At 43.7% G+C, this 24,567-nt stretch carries 29 protein-coding genes and 1 pseudogene; 16 read left to right on the forward strand and 14 right to left on the reverse strand.

The genetic code is table 11. The features are described 5' to 3' along the window. Positions 1 to 144: 144 nt before the first annotated feature. Entirely contained in the window at positions 145 to 987 is an 843-nt protein-coding gene (gene serB, locus GYX26_RS09860; RefSeq protein ID WP_174829115.1) for a phosphoserine phosphatase SerB, read from the forward strand. 88 nt (positions 988 to 1,075) lie between these two features. On the opposite strand, the gene GYX26_RS11300 is transcribed toward serB, so the two are convergent. After that, positions 1,076 to 1,267, reverse strand: a complete 192-nt coding sequence (locus tag GYX26_RS11300) for a hypothetical protein (protein ID WP_202984313.1) — start codon at positions 1,265 to 1,267, stop codon at positions 1,076 to 1,078. Positions 1,268 to 1,269: 2 nt separating this feature from the next. After that, positions 1,270 to 1,578 (reverse strand): NAD(P)H-dependent oxidoreductase, encoded by a 309-nt coding sequence (locus GYX26_RS11305; RefSeq protein WP_202984314.1) that lies wholly within the window; start codon positions 1,576 to 1,578, stop codon positions 1,270 to 1,272. A gap of 117 nt (positions 1,579 to 1,695) precedes the next feature. Between GYX26_RS11305 and GYX26_RS09870 the strand changes: the two are divergent. The 12 genes and pseudogenes from GYX26_RS09870 to GYX26_RS09925 form a co-directional block, all read left to right on the forward strand. Next, positions 1,696 to 1,914: pseudogene (locus GYX26_RS09870) on the forward strand (winged helix-turn-helix transcriptional regulator); the annotation flags it as partial. Positions 1,915 to 2,128: 214 nt separating this feature from the next. After that, a complete protein-coding gene (locus GYX26_RS09875) occupies positions 2,129 to 2,599 on the forward strand; it encodes an Rrf2 family transcriptional regulator (RefSeq protein WP_100091402.1) in 471 nt (156 codons plus the stop codon). Positions 2,600 to 2,641: 42 nt separating this feature from the next. Beyond that, positions 2,642 to 3,856, forward strand: coding sequence for an IscS subfamily cysteine desulfurase (locus GYX26_RS09880; RefSeq protein ID WP_100091401.1), 1,215 nt, complete (start codon positions 2,642 to 2,644; stop codon positions 3,854 to 3,856). A 136-nt stretch (positions 3,857 to 3,992) separates the two neighbouring features. Further along, positions 3,993 to 4,376, forward strand: coding sequence for a Fe-S cluster assembly scaffold IscU (gene iscU / locus GYX26_RS09885; RefSeq protein ID WP_100091400.1), 384 nt, complete (start codon positions 3,993 to 3,995; stop codon positions 4,374 to 4,376). 1 nt (position 4,377) lies between these two features. Further along, entirely contained in the window at positions 4,378 to 4,638 is a 261-nt protein-coding gene (locus GYX26_RS09890) for a hypothetical protein (RefSeq protein WP_100091399.1), read from the forward strand. Positions 4,639 to 4,683: 45 nt separating this feature from the next. Continuing rightward, the gene (gene iscA, locus GYX26_RS09895; protein WP_100091398.1) at positions 4,684 to 5,004 is read left to right on the forward strand and encodes an iron-sulfur cluster assembly protein IscA; all 321 of its coding nucleotides are present in this window, start codon (positions 4,684 to 4,686) and stop codon (positions 5,002 to 5,004) included. A 168-nt stretch (positions 5,005 to 5,172) separates the two neighbouring features. Beyond that, positions 5,173 to 5,676, forward strand: coding sequence for a Fe-S protein assembly co-chaperone HscB (gene hscB / locus GYX26_RS09900; RefSeq protein WP_100113569.1), 504 nt, complete (start codon positions 5,173 to 5,175; stop codon positions 5,674 to 5,676). A gap of 85 nt (positions 5,677 to 5,761) precedes the next feature. Next, a complete protein-coding gene (gene hscA / locus GYX26_RS09905) occupies positions 5,762 to 7,630 on the forward strand; it encodes a Fe-S protein assembly chaperone HscA (protein ID WP_174829117.1) in 1,869 nt (622 codons plus the stop codon). A 53-nt stretch (positions 7,631 to 7,683) separates the two neighbouring features. Then, positions 7,684 to 8,310: a glutathione S-transferase family protein gene (locus GYX26_RS09910; RefSeq protein WP_174829118.1), complete on the forward strand. Its 627-nt coding sequence runs from the start codon at positions 7,684 to 7,686 to the stop codon at positions 8,308 to 8,310. 74 nt (positions 8,311 to 8,384) lie between these two features. Then, the gene (gene fdx, locus GYX26_RS09915; protein ID WP_174829119.1) at positions 8,385 to 8,726 is read left to right on the forward strand and encodes an ISC system 2Fe-2S type ferredoxin; all 342 of its coding nucleotides are present in this window, start codon (positions 8,385 to 8,387) and stop codon (positions 8,724 to 8,726) included. 81 nt (positions 8,727 to 8,807) lie between these two features. Beyond that, the gene (gene iscX, locus GYX26_RS09920) at positions 8,808 to 9,002 is read left to right on the forward strand and encodes a Fe-S cluster assembly protein IscX (protein ID WP_100091393.1); all 195 of its coding nucleotides are present in this window, start codon (positions 8,808 to 8,810) and stop codon (positions 9,000 to 9,002) included. Positions 9,003 to 9,139: 137 nt separating this feature from the next. After that, complete coding sequence (locus GYX26_RS09925; RefSeq protein WP_174829120.1) at positions 9,140 to 9,496, forward strand: MmcQ/YjbR family DNA-binding protein; 357 nt, start codon at positions 9,140 to 9,142, stop codon at positions 9,494 to 9,496. Between the two features lie 115 nt (positions 9,497 to 9,611). Here GYX26_RS09925 and fetB read toward each other — a convergent pair whose 3' ends face one another. The 6 genes from fetB to ribF all read right to left on the reverse strand — a co-directional run bounded on the left by fetB (position 9,612) and on the right by ribF (position 16,507). Further along, positions 9,612 to 10,421: an iron export ABC transporter permease subunit FetB gene (gene fetB / locus GYX26_RS09930; RefSeq protein ID WP_174829121.1), complete on the reverse strand. Its 810-nt coding sequence runs from the start codon at positions 10,419 to 10,421 to the stop codon at positions 9,612 to 9,614. Then, a complete protein-coding gene (locus GYX26_RS09935) occupies positions 10,421 to 11,125 on the reverse strand; it encodes an ATP-binding cassette domain-containing protein (protein ID WP_174829122.1) in 705 nt (234 codons plus the stop codon). The genes fetB and GYX26_RS09935 overlap by 1 nt, the downstream gene beginning before the upstream one ends. Then, on the reverse strand, positions 11,122 to 12,063 hold the full coding sequence (ispH, locus tag GYX26_RS09940) for a 4-hydroxy-3-methylbut-2-enyl diphosphate reductase (RefSeq protein ID WP_100091390.1): 942 nt from the start codon (positions 12,061 to 12,063) through the stop codon (positions 11,122 to 11,124). Before ispH ends, GYX26_RS09935 begins: the two co-directional genes overlap by 4 nt. A gap of 44 nt (positions 12,064 to 12,107) precedes the next feature. Beyond that, positions 12,108 to 12,593 (reverse strand): signal peptidase II, encoded by a 486-nt coding sequence (lspA, locus tag GYX26_RS09945; RefSeq protein WP_174829123.1) that lies wholly within the window; start codon positions 12,591 to 12,593, stop codon positions 12,108 to 12,110. A 104-nt stretch (positions 12,594 to 12,697) separates the two neighbouring features. Then, a complete protein-coding gene (gene ileS, locus GYX26_RS09950) occupies positions 12,698 to 15,484 on the reverse strand; it encodes an isoleucine--tRNA ligase (protein ID WP_174829124.1) in 2,787 nt (928 codons plus the stop codon). Positions 15,485 to 15,577: 93 nt separating this feature from the next. Further along, entirely contained in the window at positions 15,578 to 16,507 is a 930-nt protein-coding gene (gene ribF / locus GYX26_RS09955; protein WP_174829125.1) for a bifunctional riboflavin kinase/FAD synthetase, read from the reverse strand. A 237-nt stretch (positions 16,508 to 16,744) separates the two neighbouring features. Here ribF and GYX26_RS09960 point away from each other — a divergent pair, with 237 nt between their 5' ends. From GYX26_RS09960 to GYX26_RS09970, 3 genes are all read left to right on the forward strand, one after another. Further along, positions 16,745 to 17,494 (forward strand): amino acid ABC transporter permease, encoded by a 750-nt coding sequence (locus GYX26_RS09960; protein WP_174829126.1) that lies wholly within the window; start codon positions 16,745 to 16,747, stop codon positions 17,492 to 17,494. 365 nt (positions 17,495 to 17,859) lie between these two features. Continuing rightward, the gene (locus GYX26_RS09965; protein ID WP_174829127.1) at positions 17,860 to 18,894 is read left to right on the forward strand and encodes an NAD(P)-dependent alcohol dehydrogenase; all 1,035 of its coding nucleotides are present in this window, start codon (positions 17,860 to 17,862) and stop codon (positions 18,892 to 18,894) included. A gap of 623 nt (positions 18,895 to 19,517) precedes the next feature. Further along, on the forward strand, positions 19,518 to 20,102 hold the full coding sequence (locus GYX26_RS09970; protein ID WP_174829128.1) for an RNA 2'-phosphotransferase: 585 nt from the start codon (positions 19,518 to 19,520) through the stop codon (positions 20,100 to 20,102). Positions 20,103 to 20,273: 171 nt separating this feature from the next. Here the strand turns inward: GYX26_RS09970 and GYX26_RS09975 are convergent, their stop codons facing one another. The 6 genes from GYX26_RS09975 to GYX26_RS10000 form a co-directional block, all read right to left on the reverse strand. Beyond that, the gene (locus tag GYX26_RS09975; protein WP_174829129.1) at positions 20,274 to 21,131 is read right to left on the reverse strand and encodes a HEAT repeat domain-containing protein; all 858 of its coding nucleotides are present in this window, start codon (positions 21,129 to 21,131) and stop codon (positions 20,274 to 20,276) included. Between the two features lie 241 nt (positions 21,132 to 21,372). Further along, a complete protein-coding gene (locus tag GYX26_RS09980; RefSeq protein WP_174829130.1) occupies positions 21,373 to 21,897 on the reverse strand; it encodes a hypothetical protein in 525 nt (174 codons plus the stop codon). Then, the gene (locus GYX26_RS09985) at positions 21,897 to 22,319 is read right to left on the reverse strand and encodes a hypothetical protein (RefSeq protein WP_174829131.1); all 423 of its coding nucleotides are present in this window, start codon (positions 22,317 to 22,319) and stop codon (positions 21,897 to 21,899) included. Before GYX26_RS09985 ends, GYX26_RS09980 begins: the two co-directional genes overlap by 1 nt. A gap of 322 nt (positions 22,320 to 22,641) precedes the next feature. Then, positions 22,642 to 22,899: a hypothetical protein gene (locus GYX26_RS09990; RefSeq protein WP_174829132.1), complete on the reverse strand. Its 258-nt coding sequence runs from the start codon at positions 22,897 to 22,899 to the stop codon at positions 22,642 to 22,644. A gap of 73 nt (positions 22,900 to 22,972) precedes the next feature. Further along, positions 22,973 to 23,605: a hypothetical protein gene (locus GYX26_RS09995; RefSeq protein WP_174829133.1), complete on the reverse strand. Its 633-nt coding sequence runs from the start codon at positions 23,603 to 23,605 to the stop codon at positions 22,973 to 22,975. A 287-nt stretch (positions 23,606 to 23,892) separates the two neighbouring features. Next, a complete protein-coding gene (locus GYX26_RS10000; protein ID WP_174829134.1) occupies positions 23,893 to 24,114 on the reverse strand; it encodes a hypothetical protein in 222 nt (73 codons plus the stop codon). Positions 24,115 to 24,567: the final 453 nt, after the last annotated feature.

Genomic DNA, 24,567 nt, shown 5'->3' on the forward strand with positions numbered 1-24,567 from the left:
TTATTTTTTTATTATGTTAATTAAATTTAAATTTATCCGCATTATCTTTCTTCTTTTTCGATGGTGATTTCTTTTCTGGCTGTTTATTGTCAACCATGATGCCGGTGTCTATACTAGCTATTTTTGTCAAGCTGTGTATTTGTCATGTCTTTAGTTCTGGTTTTACAAAATGCTGCTTTGCGCCAGTGTAATTTATCCGCTTTACATACGATTATCCCGCCAACACCAGAGTATACATTTGATGATTCTGTACTGCGGCTGCCAGTTAGTGCGGATTTTCAGCTAGCTGAATCAGTGCAGGCTCAATTACTTGAGCAGCAGATTGATTTTGCCATTGTGCCAGACCAGAGTTTTGCTGATTTGGGCTTGATTATCAGCGATATGGATTCCACGCTGATTACGATTGAATGTGTGGATGAAATTGCTGCCGGTGTGGGCTTGCAGTCACAGGTTGCGGCTATAACCGAACGTTCCATGCGTGGTGAAATTGATTTTGAGCAGTCATTACGTGCGCGGGTAGCGCTGTTAAAAGGTTTACCGGTTACTGAACTACAGCGTGTATATGAAGAGGTGCTGAAATTGTCACCGGGTGCGGAATGGCTGTTACAGCAGTGTCATGAGTATGGCGTTAAGTTTATGCTTGTTTCCGGTGGTTTCACCTATTTTACTGAACGGTTACAACAGCAATACGGGCTTGACTATACTTTTGCCAATCAGCTGGTTGTCAAAAATGATGTGCTAACCGGCGAACTGGCTGGCAGAATTATCGATGCACAGGCCAAAGCCGATTTACTGGCTGAATATAAGGATAAACTTGGACTGGACAATTTGCAGGTTGTAGCAATGGGTGATGGTGCCAATGATATTCCGATGTTACAGGCCGCTGGCTTTGGTGTGGCCTATCATGCGAAGCCGAAAACACAAGCGGCTACTTCAATCAGTGTACGCTTTGGTGGCCTTGATACTGTGCGCAAGTGGTTCCGCTGATTACCACGGTTATCTTTCAGCACATTTACTATTAGAAATATCTTTACATCTTTAGCAGTATTGCTGAATAAGATTAAATAACTTCAGACTATGCTGTCTTGTTTTTGTTACCCTTTTTTTCTTTGACTATCCCTGAAACAGAGGGCACACCATACAAAGTAATATAGCCTAAATAATCCATTTGCGCATATTCTGCTGATTTTTTCACAGCTTGCAGAAAATTATTGATAAGAAAATAATTTTCTAATTTAAAATTCTCTTCTGGCTGCCCAACAGTCATACTTACTGGTATTTTTTATTTTTCAGTTTATCCCCTTTGGAAGCATAAGCAAATTGATAACTGAATATCTGATCAAACCAGATTTTTAAAATGGCTGGCATATTAAACCAATATATCGGGTACTGGTGGATAATAAGTTTGTGCCTGAGTAAGGCTGCCTGTTCGGCGCTGATATCAATCTGATAATCAGGGTATAAATGATGAATACTCCTGATTTCAAGGTCAGGCATTTTTAAGGCTAAATCTGTACTGATTGCCTTATTCGCTACTGAATGGTCAAAATCCGGGTGAACAAGAATCATCAGTACCATGATTATCCCCTCTTTGAACGAGCACTATAAAAGTTTTATCTACTCCAATTAGTTCAGTAGTATTTTAAAAAAGGCTATAACTCTTTATTATTTGCGTAACAAGCAAAAAAATTTGGTGAGCTCAGAAGAAACATGCCCGATATTACGGAGATAACGTTAAGCTTACAACTCAAACAACTGGAAAGAGATGGTTTGATTTCCCAAACAGTAAAAACAGTAAAAGGGAATAAACCGCCGATGCAGGTTAGCTATGCGCTTGCTGATAAAGGCCAGTCGCTTAGCCCGATTTTGATGGCATTATCCGAATGGACAAAAGAGATTAACTACTCCGGTTAAATGGCTTTATCAGGCTATAACAGGTAAATCATCAGGCCAGTATTATCGTCTAAAGTATTTTAACCGGCATAGGTTGTCTGGTATTCAGTATATTTTATTTATTCTGGATAAGGTTAAATCTAGCATAATTCCTTGATTTACCCATGAATAAAGTTGACTAAAATTGTCGGGTATTAGATAATTCACCTATTGTCAATCTATTTCGGGTTTTGTCATGCGTTTAACCACCAAGGGGCGCTTTGCTGTCATTGCCATGCTGGATTTAGCCATGCATGCGCAATCTGGTGCGGTAAACCTGACTGCAATTAGCGAACGCCAGCGCATTTCCCTGTCCTATCTTGAGCAGCTGTTTGGCAAATTACGCCGTGCCGGGCTGGTAGAAAGTATTCGTGGTCCGGGTGGTGGCTATGTTTTAAGTCATGATGCTGCCCAAATCAATATTGCCGACATTATTGCTGCGGCAGAAGACACTCTGGATGCTACGTTATGTGGCGGCAACGCTGATTGTCAGGATGGTACGCCCTGTCTGACGCATGACTTATGGGCCAACTTGAATAAAACCATAGACGGCTATCTGCGTGGGATTACTTTGCAATGTATTCTGAACCAGCAAACCTACCGTAATAACAGTAACGAACAAAAAAGCAGCCTTGAGCAGCCGATCACTCTGATAAATCTGCATTAACTCCTGCGCTGCCATGGATATTAAATTAAAGAGAACACGACAATGACCGTAAAACTTCCTATTTATCTGGATTATTCAGCTACTACGCCGGTTGACCCGCGCGTGGCAGAAAAAATGATTCCGTACCTGACTGAGTTATTTGGCAATCCGGCCTCCAACAGCCATGGTTTTGGCTGGCAGGCAGAAGAAGCAGTTGAAAATGCGCGTAATGAAATTGCAGCGTTAATTGGTGCTGATTCAAAAGAAATTATTTTCACTTCTGGCGCAACTGAATCCGATAATCTGGCCATAAAAGGTGCCGCACAATTTTATGCCAGTAAAGGTAAACATCTGATTACGGTCAAAACCGAACATAAGGCCGTACTGGACACCATGCGCGAGCTTGAGCGCGAAGGTTTTGAAGTTACCTATCTGGGTGTACAGGAAAATGGCCTGATTGATCTGGCTGAACTAGAGGCAGCTATTCGCCCGGATACGACTCTGGTTAGCGTAATGTGGGTGAATAATGAAATTGGCGTGATTCAGGATATTGCGGCCATTGGTGCTATCTGCGCCGAAAAAGGCATTATTTTTCATGTTGACGCAGCACAGGCTACCGGCAAGGTGCATATCGACGTAAAAGCCAATCAGATTGGTTTATTGAGCATGTCGGCACACAAAACCTACGGGCCTAAAGGTATCGGTGCTTTATACGTACGGCGCAAGCCGCGTGTTCGCCTGAATGCCCAGATGCATGGTGGCGGGCATGAGCGCGGTTTCCGCTCCGGTACGCTGGCCACTCATCAGATTGTCGGCATGGGCGAAGCATTCCGGCTGGCACGGCTGGAAATGGATAAGGACAATGCTCATGCCAAGGCACTGCACGAGCGCTTTCTGAATGCTATTAAAGATGTCGAAGAAGTGTATATCAATGGCGACCTGCAACATCGTGTTTATCAGAATCTGAATATCAGTTTCAACTTTGTTGAAGGTGAAAGCCTGATTATGGCGGTTAAGGACATTGCCGTTTCCAGTGGTTCTGCCTGTACATCAGCCAGTCTGGAACCGAGCTACGTACTGCGTGCACTTGGGCGCAATGATGAACTGGCTCACAGTTCACTGCGAATTACTTTCGGGCGCTTTACCACTGAAGCCGAAGTGGATTACGCCGCAGAACTGATTAAATCCAAAATTGGTAAACTACGTGAGCTGTCACCGCTATGGGAAATGCATCAGGAAGGCATTGATCTGAGCAGTGTAGAATGGGCAGCCCATTAATCCGTCTACACGGAAACAATCTTCTTCTGCCCTGTTGGCAAAGCAGGGCAGTACACTACAATATAGGTTATTTGCTGCGAAGATAGAAAAGATTTTATTTTCTCGAGCATCAAAATAATTGTAAAAGGAACACATCATGGCCTACAGCGATAAAGTCATTGATCATTATGAAAATCCACGCAACGTCGGTTCTTTTGAAAAGGGCGACCAGAATGTGGGCACAGGGATGGTGGGCGCACCAGCCTGTGGAGACGTTATGAAATTGCAAATCAAGGTAAGTGATAACGGTATCATTGAAGATGCCAAATTCAAAACCTATGGCTGTGGTTCTGCCATTGCCTCCTCCAGCCTGATTACTGAATGGGTAAAGGGTAAAAGTCTGGATGAAGCACTGGCTATTAAAAACAGTGCCATTGCTGAAGAGCTAGCCTTACCTCCGGTAAAAATCCACTGCTCTATTCTGGCCGAAGACGCTATTAAGGCTGCTGTAGCTGATTATCGAAAAAAACATAACGAGTAACATGATGATTTTTGGTAGTACCGCAAATAATGACGAATCCACTACTGAAAATAATGATAATCATCAGGTTAATGCAGTACGCCTAAACAATATCAAAATGTGTACCAGACAATATTGTCTGGAATGTAGTGAACCAATATCACTCGAGCGCCAGACTCAGTACACTGGCACGCGTTTTTGCGTTAATTGTGAAGAGAAAATAGAAATCAAACGCTGTTTTCTCTCTTCATATAAACGCCGTTTTAACCGTAACAAATCCTGAATATGCCTTGCGCTAAATTCAGGAGAAGTTTAAACAGGAGAGAACATGATTTCTCTGACTGAAAAAGCTGCCCAGCACATTAGTAACTATCTGACCAAACGTGGTAAAGGCGAAGGCATTCGTCTTGGTGTCAGAAACAGTGGTTGTTCGGGCATGGCTTATACTCTGGAATTTGTCGACCATATCCAGCCAGAAGATTTACTTTTTGAGCAACATGGTGTCAAAGTATTTGTTGACCCCAAAAGCCATGTCTATCTGGATGGCACCGAACTTGATTTTGTCAAAGAAGGTTTGCAGGAAGGTTTTAAATTTGCCAATCCCAATGCCAAAGACGAATGTGGCTGTGGTGAAAGCTTTCACGTTTAAGCAGTAGCCGTTTTTGTCTGAAAGCTATAAATTTGCTGGCAAATACCGCAGCCGAGGTCAAAACAGCCAAATTTTATTTTTCTGAAAAAGCAGAATACCGGTAAAAACTCGGTTTACACCGTCTGGCCATCTCTGCTTCAACCCTGTTGTCACCCTAAGGTGAGCTGCATGAACCAATACTTTGCACTTTTTCAATTACCCGAACAGTTTAATATTGACGACAAACAGCTTGAGCAGAATTATCGTCTGCTGGCCGCACAATGTCACCCGGATAAATTTGCGGCCAAAAGTGCTTTCGAACAAAAACAGGCAATGATGTTGGCAACCACGGTAAACGAAGCTTATCGTATCCTGAGCAATCCATTAGATCGTGCAGCGTATTTGTTACAACAGCAGAATATTGATGCAGACGCACCTGAACACACCCATTTTCCAGCCGATTTCTTAATGCAACAAATGCAATGGCGTGAAACACTGGAAGATGCCCGTGCCGAAGCTGATGCGGCAACCCTACAGGAGCTGGCCGCAACCATTCAGCTGCAACAAGACAGATTGTATCGGGAGCTGAATACTGCTTTCACGCAGAATCAAACGGAAAAAGCGGCCGAGCTGGTACGTCAGGGGCGTTTTTTACAGAAATTACAGACAGAAATTCAGGCAGCACTGCCCTGATACCATCAACGTTATAGCAGCAAACATGGTTTGAGAAAAAATCAAATCGTTAAGTAATTTTTAAAATCAGGACAAAATTCAGATTATGGCCTTATTGCAAATTGCCGAACCCGGCCTATCCGCCGCCCCGCATGAACACCGCCGTGCCGTTGGTATTGATCTGGGTACAACCAATAGTCTGGTAGCCACCGTACGCAGTGGCCATGCAGAATGTCTGGCAGATGAACAGGGGCAGATTGCACTGCCCTCAGTTGTACGTTATCAACAGGATTGTCCCCCGGAAGTAGGCACAGATGCATTAAAAGCCCAGCGCATTGATCCAACCAACACCATCAGTTCCGCTAAACGTCTGATTGGCCGTACCCTTGACGACATCAGAAATCAATCTGAAACCCGCTATTTGCCTTATCATTTTACTAATGATGAGCGCATCATCAATATTCACACCCGCGCCGGTAATAAAACCCCGATAGAAGTTTCTGCTGATATCCTGCGCGTACTGAAAACACGGGCAGAAAACAGCCTGGGCGGTGAACTTGCCGGTGCTGTTATTACCGTACCAGCCTATTTTGACGATGCACAGCGTCAGGCAACCAAAGATGCCGCCCGGCTGGCCGGTTTGCATGTTCTGCGGTTACTGAATGAGCCAACCGCAGCCGCCATTGCCTATGGTCTGGATAATGCAGCAGAAGGAACATTCATCGTTTACGACCTCGGTGGCGGAACATTTGATGTATCGGTTTTAATCTTAAGCCGCGGCCTATTTGAAGTTAAGGCAACTAACGGCAATAGCGCCTTGGGTGGTGACGATTTCGATCAACGCCTGTTCTGCTGGTTACTGGAACAGAATAAACTATCACAGTTAAATGCGCAGGATAGTGCACTATTACAATCGCTCTCGCGGGCAGCTAAAGAAACCCTGACCAATGAAGCATCAACCACTATTGCAGCTACCCTTTCCGACGGCCAGCAGATTCTCACTGATATCAGTCGCGATACCTTCCATCAGTTAACGCAGCCACTGGTAGCCAAAACACTGGAACCAGTTAAACAGGCCATGCGTGATGCCAATATCAGCAAAACTGATATCAAAGGCGTAATCATGGTGGGTGGTGCTACCCGCATGCTGCATGTGCAGCAGGCAGTAGCCACCTTCTTTGGCCAAACGCCGCTGAATAACCTCAATCCCGATGAAGTAGTGGCACTAGGAGCTGCCATGCAGGCTAATGTGCTGGCAGGCAACAAAAATGATGATGAATGGCTGCTGCTGGACGTAACCCCATTATCACTGGGTCTGGAAACTTATGGCGGGCTGGTAGAGAAAGTGATTCCGCGTAACAGCACCCTGCCAACTGCGCGTGCACAGGATTTTACTACCTTTAAAGACGGGCAAACAGCCATGATGATTCATGTGCTACAGGGAGAACGTGAGCTGGTAGCCGATTGTCGCAGTTTGGCACAATTTACCCTGCGCGGTATTCCGCCGATGGCAGCCGGAGCTGCTCGCATACGGGTTACATTTCAGGTAGATGCTGATGGCTTGCTATCGGTATCTGCCCGCGAGCAAACCACAGGCGTACAAGCTCATATTGAAGTGAAACCTTCCTATGGGCTAGACGATACCGTTATTACCCAAATGCTGAAAGACAGTTTTACCCATGCACAGACTGATGCCCAGCAGCGTGCCCGTGCCGAAGCCACAGTAGAAGCAGAAAGCATTATTGCAGCGGTTAACGGCGCCCTGACACTGGATGCTGATTTACTCAGCACCGATGAACAGCAGGCCATTCAGACAGCGCTAGAACAAACCCAACACCAGATTGAGCATGGCAATGCACAGGATATCCGCGATGCCATACATAGCCTGAGTCACGCAACTGATGAATTTGCTGCCAGACGCATGAACCGCAATATCCAGCGTGCCTTACAGGGTAAAAACGTCAGTGAAATCTAAAATTTTAACCGCAGACACATTAAAATGTTTGCCTATACACAGGAGATAACAAAATGTTAAAACTATATTACATAGCCGGTACCTGTTCATTCGTACCACACGTAGCCCTGCAATGGAGCGGGCTGGAATACACTGCTGAAGAAGTAGGTCGCGACAAAGTTAAATCCGCCGAATATCTGGCCTTGAATCCACAAGGCCAAGTACCTTTACTCACAGACGGTAACTGGGCACTTAGCCAGAACATTGCCATTATCGATTACATTAATGACCTTGCGCCCAACAAAGGCATTTATGGTGCCACGGCTGACAATGATCCTAAAGCACGTGCCAAAGCACGCCAGTGGTTAGCTTTTGCCAATAGTGACTTGCATTCAGGATTTAAGCCTATTTTTGGTGCAGCCAGAATGATTGAGGGCGAAGAAGCACAAAGCAAACTTCAGGCCAATGCCTGTGCCGCAGTAGCCAAAATGTTTGCTTCGGTTGATACCGTTCTGGCTCAACAGGATTACTTAACCGGTAACAGCATCAGTATTGCCGATGTTTACGTTTATATAGAAATGCGCTGGGCACAAAGATGTAAAATTGACCTGAGCCAATACCATAACCTGAATGCATTTTATCAGCGCGTAGAAGCAGACGCCGGCGTTGCTGCTGTAGTGAAAGCTCAAAGACTGATTTAATACCAACCTCGGCGTGGCTGATTTCACTTCTTAAAGCCAGCCACGCCTGCATTATTTAGAAATACGGAACCACCATGCCCAAAATTACTGTACTGCCTCATCCTCAACTCTGTCCTGAAGGAAAAGTACTAGACAATATTCCCTCAGGAACCAGCATTTGTGATGCATTACTTGAGCATGATATTGAAATTGAACACGCCTGCGAACAATCCTGTGCCTGTACAACCTGTCATGTTGTTATTCGAGAAGGATACGACAGCCTGCCTGAACCAACCGAGCAGGAAGAAGATTTACTTGATCAGGCTTGGGGGCTGGAAGCAGATTCACGCCTGAGCTGTCAGGCACGACTGGCTAACAGTGATGTTACTATCGAAATTCCCAAATACACCATTAACCACGCGCGTGAAGAGCACTAATATCAGACAGTACTGATCAACCATACTGAAACTCTTTTATATTCTTTTGCCAATCACCCTCATTAAATACAGATTTACACCATGAAATGGACTGATATACACCGCATTGCCGAAGAACTGGCAGACCGCCATGAAGACATTGACCCTGTCAACATTCGCTTTACCCAACTGCGCGAGCTGATACTGGCCTTACCAGAATTTGATGACAAGCCTGAACACTGTGGCGAGCGCATACTCGAAGCAGTTCAGCAGGCATGGATTGACGAAACTGCCTGAGTCAATATACATCAAACCACCAAGATGCCAGAAACAATTTAGACTCAGCAACAGTACTCAACTATTTGCTGCCAAACCGGTTGGCCATTCTACGGAGTAAACATTAGCTTTAGTGAATCGAAAAAAAGGAAATAATCATGAGCCTTAAAAACAGATTAATTGAACACACTCATACTTTGAATGATGTGCAAACTGATCATCCGTTTAAGAAATTTCCTGATTATAAAGTACTTCGACATAAAAGTAATGGCAAATGGTTTGGTTTAATTATGGTAGTTGAGAAAAATAAATTGGGCATTAATTCTAATAATATGGTGGAAATAATTAATGTAAAATCCGATCCAGAATTGATTTTTACAATAAAAAATAGTTCTGGATTATTTCCAGCTTATCATATGAATAAAAAAAACTGGCTTACAATAATGTTGGACGGTTCGGTACCATTCGAACAAATAACAAGTTTATTAGATTATAGCTATAATTTAACTCTTTAAACTTTACGAATAATACACCGCACCAATTAATCAATTTTAGTTTAAATTAAAAATAAAAAAACATTGATCCATTTCTTATGGCCAAGCAGCTTATCCAACTTAAAAACTGAAAAATCTAAACCTTTTCCGTTTTACGGCGTTGCAGACGCCAGCTACAAAACTGCCAGCAACGACTAAATACATGGCGATAGACCAAAACCGCACATAATAAACAGCCGCCAGCCGAACCGGCACAAATCAGAAACATAGTTAGCAACTGAAAGCGAATCGCCTGATCCGGCGAAGCACCAGCCAGAATCTGGCCGGTAATCATGCCCGGCAGGCTCACCAGCCCTACCACACTCAACTGATTAATCGTTGGCAACATACCGGCTACTACGGCTGCGCGCGCAGTATCTCTATAGGCTTCCCAGCCTGTGGCACCCATAGACAGCATCACTTCTACCCGCGCCTGTTGTTGGCGTAAATCCTGCGTTAACCGATCCAGACACAACGCTACAGCCGTCAGACAATTACCCAGCACCATGCCTAAAATAGGAATTACATACTGCGGTGAATACCACGGCCGGATATGCAGTACCGCATACAGCCCTACTGCCGCACTCAGCCATGAAGCCAGCCATACCGAGGATAAAGCATCCTGAGTCAGACCATGGTAAACATAGCTACCACGCGAACGCGCCGAAAAACCGGCTATCACAGTCATTACAACAATAATCAGCAGTACCCAATACCATTGATTGGCCGCAAATATCCATTTCAGCAGCAAACCAACAATAGATAATTGCACCACAGCCCGTATTGCCGACACCAGAATCCGTTTAGTCAGCCCCAGCTTCAGCCATAATGAAACACCGGCACTCACCAGAATCAGCAGCGAAGCCAAAGCCAATTCTGCAATGCTAATATAATTAGTCCCTTGCATCATTGCCTCCCAGCTTGTGGTGATTTTCTGGTATGGGTGATCCTACCGGTATCTAGATACCAAATTTCATCACCCACTTCCATCACCTGCTGCTCACTATGCGAAATCCACATATAAGCTGCCTCAGGATTAGCCTGTTGCCACTGATTGACCAGCTTTTGTACCGCACGGGCAGAATCTTCATCCAGCGAAGCGGTTGGTTCATCCAGCAGCAAAACCGGCGGCTTTAATTGCAATATGCGCAACAAACACACCAGCTGTGCTTCCCCACCAGACAAATCCGTTACATCACGTTCCAGAAAATTCTCATCCTTGCCCAAACCCTGCAATATCTGTTGTACATAATCTGGCTGGAACGTTTTATGCTGATAATGATGCAAACTAAAAGGCAACAGCAGATTATCACGCACCGTGCCCGGTATCAGTACAGCTTGCTGCCGCACATAGGCAATCTGGCTGCGATGGCGCGCAATACACTGCGCATTCAAGCGCACAGGCTGATCATGACAGTACAAGGTACCCGCAGCAGGTAAATCCAGCAAAGAAATCGTACGTAAAAAAACCGATTTTCCTGCCCCTGATGCACCACTGATAGCCACACGCGCGCCAGCCATAAGCTGAAAATCGATATCCTGCAATAACATCCTGCCATCATCATGAGCGCGCTGACACACACCCTTACCGGATAAAACAGGCGTATTCATGATGCACTACGCAATTCTTTCGGCAGAACAAACATAATATTTTCCTCCACACCAGCACCTTCGGTAACTGTAGGATATCCCCAGGAAACAATAGTCTGTACAACATCATTCACCAGCACCTCCGGTGCTGAAGCACCGGCAGTAATGCCTACCCGTTGCTTCCCGCTGAACCACTGCATTTGCAGACAACCGGCATTGTCAACCATATAAGCATCAACACCAAGTAAAGCTGCAACTTCACGCAAACGATTACTGTTCGAACTATTGGGAGACCCCACCACGATCACCACATCACAGGTAGCAGCAAGCTTCTTTACCGCTTCCTGACGATTAGTGGTTGCATAACAAATATCCTCTTTGTGCGGACTTTTAATATTAGGAAAACGCTGTTTCAGCGCGGCAATAATCCCACTGGTTTCATCAACCGAAAGCGTTGTCTGGCTCACATGCGCCAGCTTGTCTTCATTGCGCACCTGTAAACCGGCCACATCAGCAACTGTTTCCACCAGTAACATCGCACCTGGCGGCAATTGCCCCATCGTTCCTTCAACCTCAGGATGGCCTTTATGGCCAATCATCACAATCTGATAGCCCTGCTCATCAAGCCGTGATACCTGCTTATGTACCTTGGTTACCAAAGGACAGGTAGCATCAAAAATGCGAAAACCACGTGCCACTGCCTCCTGCTGTACAGCCTGCGATACACCATGAGCCGAATAAATCAACGTAGCATCCGGCGGCACATCATCCAGATTTTCAATAAATACCGCGCCCTTATTGCGCAGATTATCAACCACAAACTTATTATGTACCACTTCATGTCGTACATAAATTGGTGCACCATATTCTTCCAGTGCCCGTTCCACAATGCTGATAGCACGGTCAACACCAGCACAAAATCCACGCGGATTAGCCAGCAAAATCTTTTTGTCACTCATTAAATTTCCCGTTACTTGGCTGATTTCACCATAGGACGAATCAATCAGACTGCCTTTTGCTTTTGATGAAAAATACTTTCCAGCACCAGCAACACCGCCCCGACGCAAATCAGGCTATCAGCAACATTAAATGCCGGATAAAACCAATTATGGTAGTAAAATAACAGAAAATCAACCACATGCCCATGCATTAGCCGGTCAGCCACATTACCAGTAGCACCGCCGATAACCAGCGCAGCAGCAATCTTACCCATCGTCCCGAATTCATCCCGAATAATGGCACGCAACAAGTAAATACAGATTACCAGCGCCAGCCCCATAAAAAAGAACTTTTGCCAGCCACCCGCATCAGCAAGGAAGCTAAACGCTGCGCCCGGGTTGTAGGCCAGAGTCAAATCAAAAAAGCCCGGTATTACCGGAATTCTTTCCAGATATTGCACATGGTGCAAAACCGCGTACTTCGACAACTGATCAGCTATCAAGCCCAGAACGATAATTGCACCATACAAAAACATTTTTTTACGTTGCATAACTTTCCCTAAAACCACAACAGGCGTGGCCGACCAAATCTGCCACGCCTGAGTCTTTCAAATCATGCCAGCATAAGCGGCAACAAAAGAATCATCATCTTGCGTCAAGCATACAGCCGTTGTTCACCAGCACCATCAATATTAAGCGCACAACGGCCACAGATAGTCGGGTGCTGCGGGTCTGTACCGACATCATCAGTATAATGCCAGCAACGTTCACATTTAGTGCCCTGATCCACAGTCACAGTAGCGGATAGCTCAGCACCCTCTTCCACCGTTACCTTAGCCACCATCAGCACAAAACGTAACTCATCACCCAAGGCACTAACAAAAGGCAGAATTTCCGCCGGCACCCGAATGGCTACATCTGCCTGCAATGAAGACCCAACACTCTTGTCAGCACGCAACGACTCAATTGCCGCATTCACCGTATCCCGTACCGCACGGACAGCCTCCCATTTCTGCATCAGATCGGCTACCTCAGCTTCAGCCATAGACGGGAACACATGCGTAGTATGGTACAGCACACTATCCTCATCATTACCCGTCAATACCGCCCAGGCTTCCTCAGCCGTAAAGCAAAGAATCGGGCTCAGTAACAACACCAGATTACGCGTAATATGATACAGCGCAGTCTGAGCACTACGACGGCCATGACTATCAGCCTGCATCGTGTACAAACGGTCTTTCAGAATATCCAGATAGAAAGCGCCCATGTCCTCGGAGCAGAAATGCACAATATCCTGTACCGCAAAATGGAAGGCATAGCGAGCAAAATAATCACCAGCCACACGTTCCTGTAGCTGCTGTGCCAGTACTAGAGCATAACGATCCAGTTCCAGCATATCCGCAGCAGCCACAGCATCCGTATCCGGATTAAAATCACTCAGATTAGCCAGCAAAAAGCGCAACGTATTACGCAAACGACGGTAGCTTTCAGAAACCCGTTTCAGAATTTCATCAGAAATCGCCAGCTCGCCAGAATAATCCGTAGAAGCCACCCACAAACGCAGAATATCCGCGCCCAGACTGTCATTCACTTTTTGCGGTGCGACCACATTACCCACGGATTTAGACATTTTCTGCCCATTACCGTCCACCACAAAACCATGAGTCAACAACTGTTTATACGGAGCACTACCAACCGTAGCACAGGCAGTCAGCAGCGAAGACTGGAACCAGCCACGATGCTGATCCGAGCCCTCCAGATACAAATCAGCCGGCCAGGCCAATTCTGGACGCTGGCGCAATACCGCATAATGTGTACTGCCAGAATCAAACCATACATCCAGCGTATCCGGCAACTTGTCATACTCATCCGCATCTGCGCCCAACAGTTCATGCTTGTCCAGCGCAAACCATGCCTCAATCCCGTGCTGCTCAATCCGTTTAGCTACCTCTTCCAGCAACTCAGCCGAACGCGGATGTAGCTGGCCGGTTTCCTTATGTGCAAAAAACGCCATCGGTGTGCCCCAGTAACGCTGGCGAGACACCACCCAGTCCGGACGTCCTTCAATCATCGCTTCCAGACGCGCGCGTCCCCAAGCCGGAAAAAACTCAGTTGCTTCAACCGCATCCATGGCCTTATTACGCAGCGTTTTCCCATCTGCGCCATCCTTATCCATACCGATAAACCACTGACCGGTTGCCCGATAAATCAAAGGCGTTTTATGGCGCCAGCAATGCGCATAGCTATGCGTAATTTTACCGTTAGAGAGCAACTTACCCTCTTCGGCCACCCAGTCAATCACCACCGGATTACCTTCCCAGACCGTCATACCTGCCACACGTGGCATATCACTGATATAGCGTCCTTCAGCATTCACCGGGTTATACAACTGAATTCCATAACGCAGACAGGCAAAATAGTCATCCAGACCATGCGCCGGTGCCGTGTGCACCATGCCGGTACCAGCTTCAGTAGTCACATGCTCACCCAGCAACACCGGAATATCCCGATCCAGAAATGGGTGATTCAAATGCAGATTTTCCAGTTGCCGCCCAGCCACCTCAGCCAGTACCGCCGTATCATCAGCACCAAAACCATATCGACCCAAAGCAGCTTCTGCCAGCTCTTTAGCCAGCACCAGCTTACCTTTAGGCGTATCAATCAGCTGATAAACCACCTCCGGCCCAACACAAATCGCCTGACTGGCAGGCAAAGTCCACGGTGTTGTCGTCCAGATAACACCATAAGCCTCACCCAATACCTCATTTAATCCAAAAGCCTGAGCCAAAGCAGCGTTATCCTTAAACTGATACGCCACATCAATCGCAAAAGACACCTTATCCTTATACTCTACTTCGGCCTCCGCCAGAGAAGAACCACAATCCAGACAGAACTGCACTGGTTTTTCACCACGGTACAAATAGCCACCCTGCTGAATCCGGCCCAGAGTACGCACAATATCTGCCTCAGTTTGATAGTCCATAGTCAGATAAGGATGTTCCCAGTCACCCAGCACACCCAGACGCATAAAATCCTGTTTCTGCCGGGCAATCTGTTCGTGCGCATATTCACGGCATAACTCACGGAACTTTGCCGCCGGAATATTCTTGCCATGCTTCTTCTCAACCATCAGCTCAATCGGCAAACCATGACAATCCCAGCCCGGTACATACGGCGCATCAAATCCGGCCAGCGTCTTACTGCGAATAATAATATCCTTCAACACTTTATTCACTGCATGGCCAATATGAATATCACCATTAGCATATGGAGGACCATCATGCAGAATAAACTTCGGCCGTCCGGCAGCCAGCTTGCGCAGCTTCTGATAACGCTTCTGTTCATACCATGATTTCAACCAGCCACCTTCACGCTTGGCCAGATTACCGCGCATCGGAAACGGCGTATCCAACAAATTTACAGTTTTACTATAGTCAGTCATGACCTTCTCTTCAAAATATATCTAATTATCTGATAATACAATAACAATACAATTCAACAATTTTTTACGGCCACCCAAACACCTCCCGGCAATTCAGGTAGCCTGCCATATTCGTGCCGCGTCCATATCGGCAAAAATCTGCGCCTGCAACGCCGTCAGCGAATCAAACTTCAACTCATCACGCAACTTGTGCAAAAAATGCACCTGCAAACGCTGCCCGTATAAATCATCAGCACAATTAAAAATATGCACCTCAAGCTTCTGCTGACTACCCGCACATACCGTCGGGTTTTTACCAAAACTGGCCACGCCCCGCTTACGCCCGAAAGCACCAACCACATCCACCACAAACACCCCGTTCAGAGCATAATGCAAAGCTGGCAAATGTATATTGGCTGTCGGACAGCCCAGCTCACGTCCCAGCTTGGCACCGTGTTTCACCCGACCGCTGAGCGTATACTCATGCCCCAGCAACAACTGCGCATAAGCCAGATTACCAGCGACCAGCGCCATCCGCACCGCCGTACTGGATGCGCGCACATCCTCAACCAGCACAGACGACGTATGCTCCGTCACAAAACTGGTCTGAGCCTGCAACAAAGCAAAATCGCCACTGCGGTGTGCGCCAAAGCGAAAATCATCACCTACCAGCAAATAGCGCGCAGATAACTGTTCCACCAGCATCTGCCTGATAAAATCCATCGGCTGCATGGATGCAAACTGCTGGTTGAAACGCAAAACATACACCGCATCCACACAGCCACTTTCAGCAAGCAAATTCAATTTGTCACGCAGAGGCGTCAACCGGAAAGGCAAAGCTTTTCCTGCCTGCTGCGCAAAAAATTCCTGAGGTTGCGGCTCAAATATCATCACCACCGAACCAAGCCCGCGCTGACAGGCTTCCTGGCGTAAACGCAGTAAAATATGCCGGTGCCCACAGTGCACCCCATCAAAATTACCGATTGTTACTGCCGTACCACCAGACCAATCCGGCTGCTGCCCGCTCCCCAACCAAACTTGCATACAATTCTTGAATAAATCAAATAATAAAACACATCATTGTAAACATTTCAGCCAACCTTAGCCAGCGCAATTAATCAGCATTTTCCCGCCCCATCAACCAGCAAATCCGCTTTATTCTCAACAGCAAACAAAATTTAATACAGTAACAACAGCATTTCTTGCTAAAATAGCGCCCACTTAACGCTAAGGCTTACCATAGCCAGCTGCAACACCTCAAAAACCACATTAGGTAACACAATGGCCTTTCGTTTCGACATCATCTACGAATACCGCGAAATGTTTTATTACGGTGCGCTCACCACCCTTGGCGTCACCCTGATTTCCACAATCATGGGCACCTTGCTCGGCCTGATATTCGCCCTTGCCCGCGTCATCCGCATCGAAAAAGGCGGCTTACCCATGCGTGCACTGGTATGGGCATTTCGCCAGATTTCACTACTGTATGTCACCATCTTTCGCGGCACCCCCTTATTTGTCCAGATTTTCATCTGGTACTTCGTCTGGTTTCCGCTCCTTATCAACCCCACCGATGGCCTGATTATCAGCGGCGATCTGGCCATCGAACTGCGCCGCAGCTACGGCGCACTCATTGCCGGTATACTAGCACTTTCCGTTAACTCCGGTGCCTACATCACCGAAATCTTCCGCGCAGGTATTCAATCAATAGATCGCGGCCAGTTTGAAGCTTCACGCTCCCTTGGCCTCAGCTACACACAAGCCATGCGCTACGTTATCCTGCCTCAGGCCATTCGCCGCATGCTGCCGCCGATTGGTAACGAATTCATCACCCTCCTTAAAGACAGCTCCCTGCTTTCCGCCATCGCCGTAGCTGAGCTGGCCTTTGCTGCCCGTGCCGCAGCCGGACGTTACCTTAACTATGACACCCCACTCTATACCATCGCCATCATTTATCTGATTATGACCATAGCTCTAAGCTGGTTCTTCTCATGGCTGGAGAAAAAATACAATAAAGGCTATCAGCATTAACTCATAGCAGTTGCAGAAAACAGATAAAACCAATCAGACAGGGCTGCCGGAACTATCCGGCAGCCCTGTTTTTATTCAACGCCCACCCAAACATCCATCAGACAAAATCAGAAGCATCACACTTATTAAGTAAGCACAAACTCAACAAAATTCAATCAGAATAAAACCAAAGAAAAATCCTTTACTTAAACACCAAAACACAACCAAACACCCACTTATCAGCAATAAAAATAATTATCCGCCCTCTGTCAATAGTAAGCACATTAAATATAACCAGTACAATTATTCAATACTTGACTTTAATTAAAGAAATTGCTTAACTAATTATCTACATACATATCTCAATAAGATGAAAGAGAGAAACCATGAAAGCCGTCAGATTACACGCCAAAAATGATATACGTATAGACGAAATCGAAAAACCAAAGCCCAAAGCTGGTGAAATACTGATTAAAATCGGCGCAGCAGGTGTTTGTCATTCCGATTTACATCTGATTCATATGGGCATACCTGACGGAGCACCGCCATTTACCCTCGGGCATGAAAACGCCGGCTGGATTGCCGAGCTGGGCGAAGGCGTTACAGACTTTCAAATAGGTGAAGCCGTCATGGTCTATGGACCGTGGGGCTGCGGCCACTGTGCACCCTGTCAGCAATCCATGGAAAACTACTGTGAACACCAGTCCGAATCTCCCATTCTCGGCGGTGGTCTGGGTACCAATGGCGGCATGGCCGAATACATGATTGTACCGTCCAGTCGTTTACTGATTCCCCTGCATGAATTGCAACCAGAACAAGTTGCCCCCCTTTCCGATGCAGCATTAACCCCATACCATGCAATCAAACGTTCCGGCAGCAAAATAACCCCCTCATCCTTCGTCTTTGTCATTGGCATTGGCGGTTTAGGACATATGGCCGTACAAATCCTGAAAAAAGTATATTCTGCCACCATTATTGCTGGTGATATTGCCGACGACAAACTGGAATTAGCCAAAAAATACGGTGCAGATTACGTAGTTCGCACCGATAGAGACACCAATAGCGTTGTCGAAGAAATTACCCACATCACTGGCGTCAAAAAATGTGCCGTTGTCCTCGACTTTGTGGGTAATAATCCAACGCTGACCTTAGGTGCACAAACAGTCGGCTTAAACGGAGACTGGACTGTAGTCGGACTGGGAGGCGGCAAACTTGATTGGCACTGCATGAACCAGCCATGGGGCGCATCACTCTGTACCCCTTACTGGGGTTCACGCGTCGAACTGATGGAAGTACTGGATTTGAAAAGAAAAGGCCTTATCGACATCGAATACACCACCTATCCCCTGTCTCAAGCCTTGGAAATATACGACAAACTCTCTAAAGGGCAAATCAAAGGCAGAGCAGTACTGATTCCTTAACCTCCTTAACAACAAACGGGCTGAGGGATTTTATCAACCTCAGCCCGTTTTACATACAAAACATCCACCCGCTTATAACCATTTAAACTGAATCATTTACCATTCACCATCCAAAAAATCATCCAGTGCATCTTGTATAGAAGGAAACCATGGCAGAAAAGGCGAGTCCATTTCCGCAATAACCTGTTCGGAATAATATTTTTTCTAATCTAATATATTCTTAATCACATTATCTTCATAAATATGATCCAGCGTCACCACAGCAAACTGGTGCTCACCTAATCGTTCAATAATATTTGCTCGACATAAAAAATTATTATATTTCAATAAAACCTTATGTTCCATAAACATAGCTCACCCGCAGTCACATAATTTGTTCATTCAACTCCAAATAAACTACACATCTATCCGTTCATAACACCACTGATTGAACTCATCCCAAAAGCCAGAGCAAATTGCAGATATTCCCGTTTATTTGAATCCACATACCGCATAAACTTCTTATCATCATTAACAATATCCGAAACACATTGCAGCACCTGCATATGGCTGCCACTTGTCAAAGCATGTATTATCTCCGTAATAAAATCAATATCAGTAACATCAATAAATGGAAAACCAAAATGACGAACAAAACCAGCCAGACCAGTAAGTTTCTAAGCTACATATTAAGACACCAGCCCGAAGCTATAGGTCTTACCCTGAATCCAGATGGGTGGGTAAACATCGACACCTTAATCAAACAGGCAAATCTACACGGAAAAACATTAAACAGAGAAATAATTGACCAAATAGTACAGACCAGCGATAAAAAACGTTTTACCATTTCCGAAAATGGCCAGAACATCCGCGCAGCGCAAGGACACTCCACCAAACAGGTTGATATAGCATATAGCGAGCAGAAACCCCCTGAATTTCTATATCACGGTACAGCTACAAGATTCTTAAACTCAATAAACCAGCAAGGGCTGCTACCGGGGAGCCGTCACTACGTACATCTGTCTACCGATGCCGAAACCGCAACCACAGTCGGCGCGCGTCATGGAAAACCCGTTATTTTGCAAATAAACGCTTTAACCATGTTTCAAGCAGGCTATAAATTCTATCTGGCCGACAATGGCGTATGGCTAACCCAAACCATACCGGCAAAATATTTCCATTTATATCAGCACAGAAATCAGCCTGATGCAACAGTATCAGATTTATAAATAGCCCTAAAAAGAATACAACTACAGAATAAGAGCAGAAAATATTAACCTATTCAATATCAAAATTTTTAAAACAAAGCGATTCAAATACTATCCCTTTATCGCCCCAGTAAACATAAATCTCAGAATTCATGCCAAATAAAATACTCATATCAAACATATTTCAAAAACTTATAATTTTGATTTTAAATTTTCCAAAATTTCAATCGAAGTATTCAACTCATCGAAAGGTTCAAACTGATCCCTTATTTTATAAAGCACAGGCAATAAAGCAATATCACCCAAATCTCCTGCCGCCTCAACCAAGTCATCATATACCGGTTCCTTACCTAATTCATTCATCAATACCTGAGTTACCCGTTTATCACGCAACTTAGCCAGACCAACCATTGCATCAAAGCGAACATCAAAATCACCATCCTGCAACAATAAAACCAGGCAGTTTCTAATCTTAGGAGTATCATATCCGTTCATATGAACAGCAAATACAGCCCAATCTCTTACTGAGCTATGACTATCGTTCAATAGCTTGATTAACAACGGTATTGATGCCTTACTCTTAAAAGTTGATAAAGCAAAAGCCGTACTTTCTCTCACATTTACAGATTTATCCAATACCGTGTTTTTAGCCAATTCCAATAACAAACCAGCATTTTTATTATTCCGGCGACAACGATGCCCGAAAGACGACACCGCATAAGAGCGGACTAAAGCAGATTTATCAGTTAAAGCTAAATGACCAAGTATTTCAAGAGATACTTTTTCCTCAAGCGTAGATAACTTAATTTGGCCTAAAATAAAAGCAGCTAATGCTCTGCGCTTATAATTACCATCTGAACAATCCATCTGAGCCAGCTTGATAACCCTGCGCCCACCCTCTAGCTGTAACATTTTTGCAGCTTCCATAGCCAGCATAAAATCATTATGACCCAGCAAAGCAATCAACTTATCTTCCGGCAGACTTCGACATTGCTGCCAATACTGAAACTCAATATCCTCTTTCTTCTTACTATAAGCAGATCTTGCCATTAAAATACTCCAGAACTTTTACAACACATTCTCATCCCGTATTTCATCATAAGCACAAAATTTAATTTCTAACTTTGCCCAATCTTCACCAATAAGCACAACATATCAAATTCAATTTTTATCTAACAACATAAATTTTATAAAGCATATTCATCACAACCCAAAACATAACTACAACTTAAAACTCAAAACTAAAAAATTGAAAAATCATTGCCAGCAAATCTTAAAAATAACCATTCATTCATAACTCATCCTTATTTTCATTATTAGATAAATACAAATATTTAAATTTCTTATTTCTGGCTAAATTGATATTTTCATCATTTAAATAAATAAACTTAACAACCTCCCCGCTCATCAACCTCTTCACCTCATCAAATGACTTCACCTTATACCGAGAACTTATAATCAAATCTCCGTCCTCAAAAGGTACCTTCTCCTTATCGTTCCTTTGCGATGATTGCCATGATAAAGGCAATATTTTTCTTATTCCCAATACCTTGCAGACCCCGAGACCATCACCATACCAACATCTTTCATATGTACCCGGAGAATCATTACCAATTTCTCTTCGAGTTTCCGAATTAAAAAATGCACATCCAGCTCCGTTAGCCAAGCTCACATTCTTTTTTATCTGTCGATAAAGCTGTCTTCTGCTATTTGCATAAATTAAACAGAATTCCTCATCAATAGAAAAATCCTTCTGCTGTTTATTATCTTCCGCAGCTAACATAGTACTAACCATATCAATCACAAACCACCCCATTACATCATCTCCATTGCTTTGGCCAGATAATCATTACCATAATCATAATAATCCAACTCTACCTCATCGCCCTGCGCAAACCTTGCCGCATTTTTCAGACTATCTGTATAAAATAATGAATAAGCCAGTTCACAACCACTATCTGAAACACCATCGAAAACACCATCTACTTTAGTTGTTATCGAACAAAATTTTCTAGTACCAAGTAATACTTTCCTGACTTTCTTATGCTGCCGAATAATAATTTGTTGATTTTGCTGCTTAAGAAAATCTATTTTTGCCATTACCTTTTCCCTGAGTTCATCATTATCCCTAAATTTAAAATAGTAGTATTCCTCTTCCAGAATAAATTCACCTTGTTCTTCCAATCTTGTTCCATCTTCTACCATCAAAAAAATAAAACTTACTGAGCCAGCTTCCATTAATACCTCTCAACACCATAGTAAACAAAACATTTTTAACTTAAAAATCATGTCAATCAATTTACCAATCACACCATCCATTTACACCTGAGCAGCTTATTATTACAACATCAGCAACTAACACAGCCTATTTTTTTCACTGGCACATACTTTCACAAACAGCACATACAAACAGCACATACAAACAGCACATACAAACAGCACATACAAACAGCACATACAAACAGCACATACAAACAGATACCAGAACAGCATCTTCTTAATAATTTCAGATATATACTAAATATATCCATTGCCACTCTAAATAGCTATCTCAATAAAACTAATCAATATCACTTAGTTCAGGATATTGCTCATATATCAGGTCTAAAATATTTACCTGAAGTTCCCCGATTGTCATCCCCACAGCTCTTTTCAGCATTTTATATTCAGCTTCAGATAATTGCCCCTCAGTTTCCAGAAGCAATTTAGACAATAACCTTACTATCACCATTGATACATCATTTATCCTAATCGCCGTAGCCTTTTGTATAATAGATGCCCCGCTATTCAAACCACTATACTTACCAGAAAGACTCAATTAAAATATAACTGCCCACCAGAAAATCGTAAGACCCAACATAGCCATTCACTTGGCAAAATCAACTACGTATTTAACCTTTACCATAAAGCTCATCAATCAACTGATTGTATTCTAAATAATAATCTCTAAACCTTTCCTTATCATACAAACGTTTATATAGATATGTTCTTCTGTAAATTGCATATAAAGTATCTTTTCCACTATATCTATCCATCTCCCAATCTTTAATGTCTATTTCCCATTGTTTGAGTGTAAATAATTGAATTTTTTCATAGTCAGACAAAAAATTTAATTTTTTTATTAATACAGTTTCTCTCAATCGCGCAATAGTCATATAACGATAAATATATTCATTGCTCAGTTTATTTTTATCCAGATTAGTCTTGAATTTTTCATTTCTCAAAATCCTGAATGCATGCCGAGCCAGACAAAAACGATGGGGGCTTTTCCAGTCAACAGGCCTGCCTAACTGCTTCAAATGATTATCAGCTCTGATAACACATTCTTTCTTATCCGGTTTTTCAATATAAAAGTCAAAAAAAGAATAAGCCTCAAGAGTATCTAATCTATAAACAACAATAGCGACTTTAATGCCATTATCAACATCGTCTACATCCATAGTATATGCTTCAAAATATTCATTTTTTCCTACACGCACAGATACTAATTGCCAATATTTGTGATTTAAATATCTATTACACATGCATCACTCCATTAATTTACAAAGAAAATCAATTAAAAATAACACAACCCATTATAATAAATAGCCATATCGATAATCCTACCCCAATAACATAAAATCATCCTGCTTAACTGGATTAATATCTGTTACATATAATCTTAGCCAAATTTCCCCCAGCTAAAAAACCTACTAGTCAAACTATAAACACACAATTAAACCTAACCAATATAAAACTATGTCATAACATTATATAATGGCATATTTTTGGCCAGCCTTTAAACCTAAACTTATTTACATAAAAATCTTAATTAATCAAGTTCTTTAGGTTTAAGATGCGGGTGTCTGATATATATATATTTTAAAACATCCCAATATATAATACTCATTAATTGAGCAACAACCTTACGATAAGCAATAAATTCGTTTTCAGAACAACACTCTTGTACCTGCAATAATGATTCATCTAACTCACGCGTTGTTTTTAAAAGCAAATCACTAATATTTTGAGCAACTACTTGATTTTCTATCATATAAGTACCCCTTAGCAGTCATTGTATTCTCAATGCCTTCTTCCGCAAATCCAAAACTTAAATCCATTATTTCCACTGAATAAAGCTGCTTCCAAACGCCTTTCTCAGCCCATCTTCCTAACTATACAGCATCATTGCTCTTCAAACTCTTCTCAATTCTCCTCATTCCCATCAATAAAACCATAATATAAAACAAGCTCCCTCCCAGTCCAACGGCAATACCCTTTATCCCCCATCACTGCCGGTTTTATAGCACTGCCTACAGCCTCTCCCATTGCCGCGTCTGTTACGCCACAGCTAACTTTCCCACACCAGACAATACCAAGTGTAACTATCCCCTAAAATAGTACAGTCCCAAAGTAGAAAATTCTCTTCATTAACCCACAGAGGATTTAAACATGAAAAAGATGACTGAACATCAGATCGTATCTATTTTAAAAGAAGCTGAAGCCG

The organism is Snodgrassella sp. ESL0253, from assembly GCF_013344965.1.
GTDB classification, from domain to species: Bacteria; Pseudomonadota; Gammaproteobacteria; order Burkholderiales; family Neisseriaceae; genus Snodgrassella; species Snodgrassella alvi_B.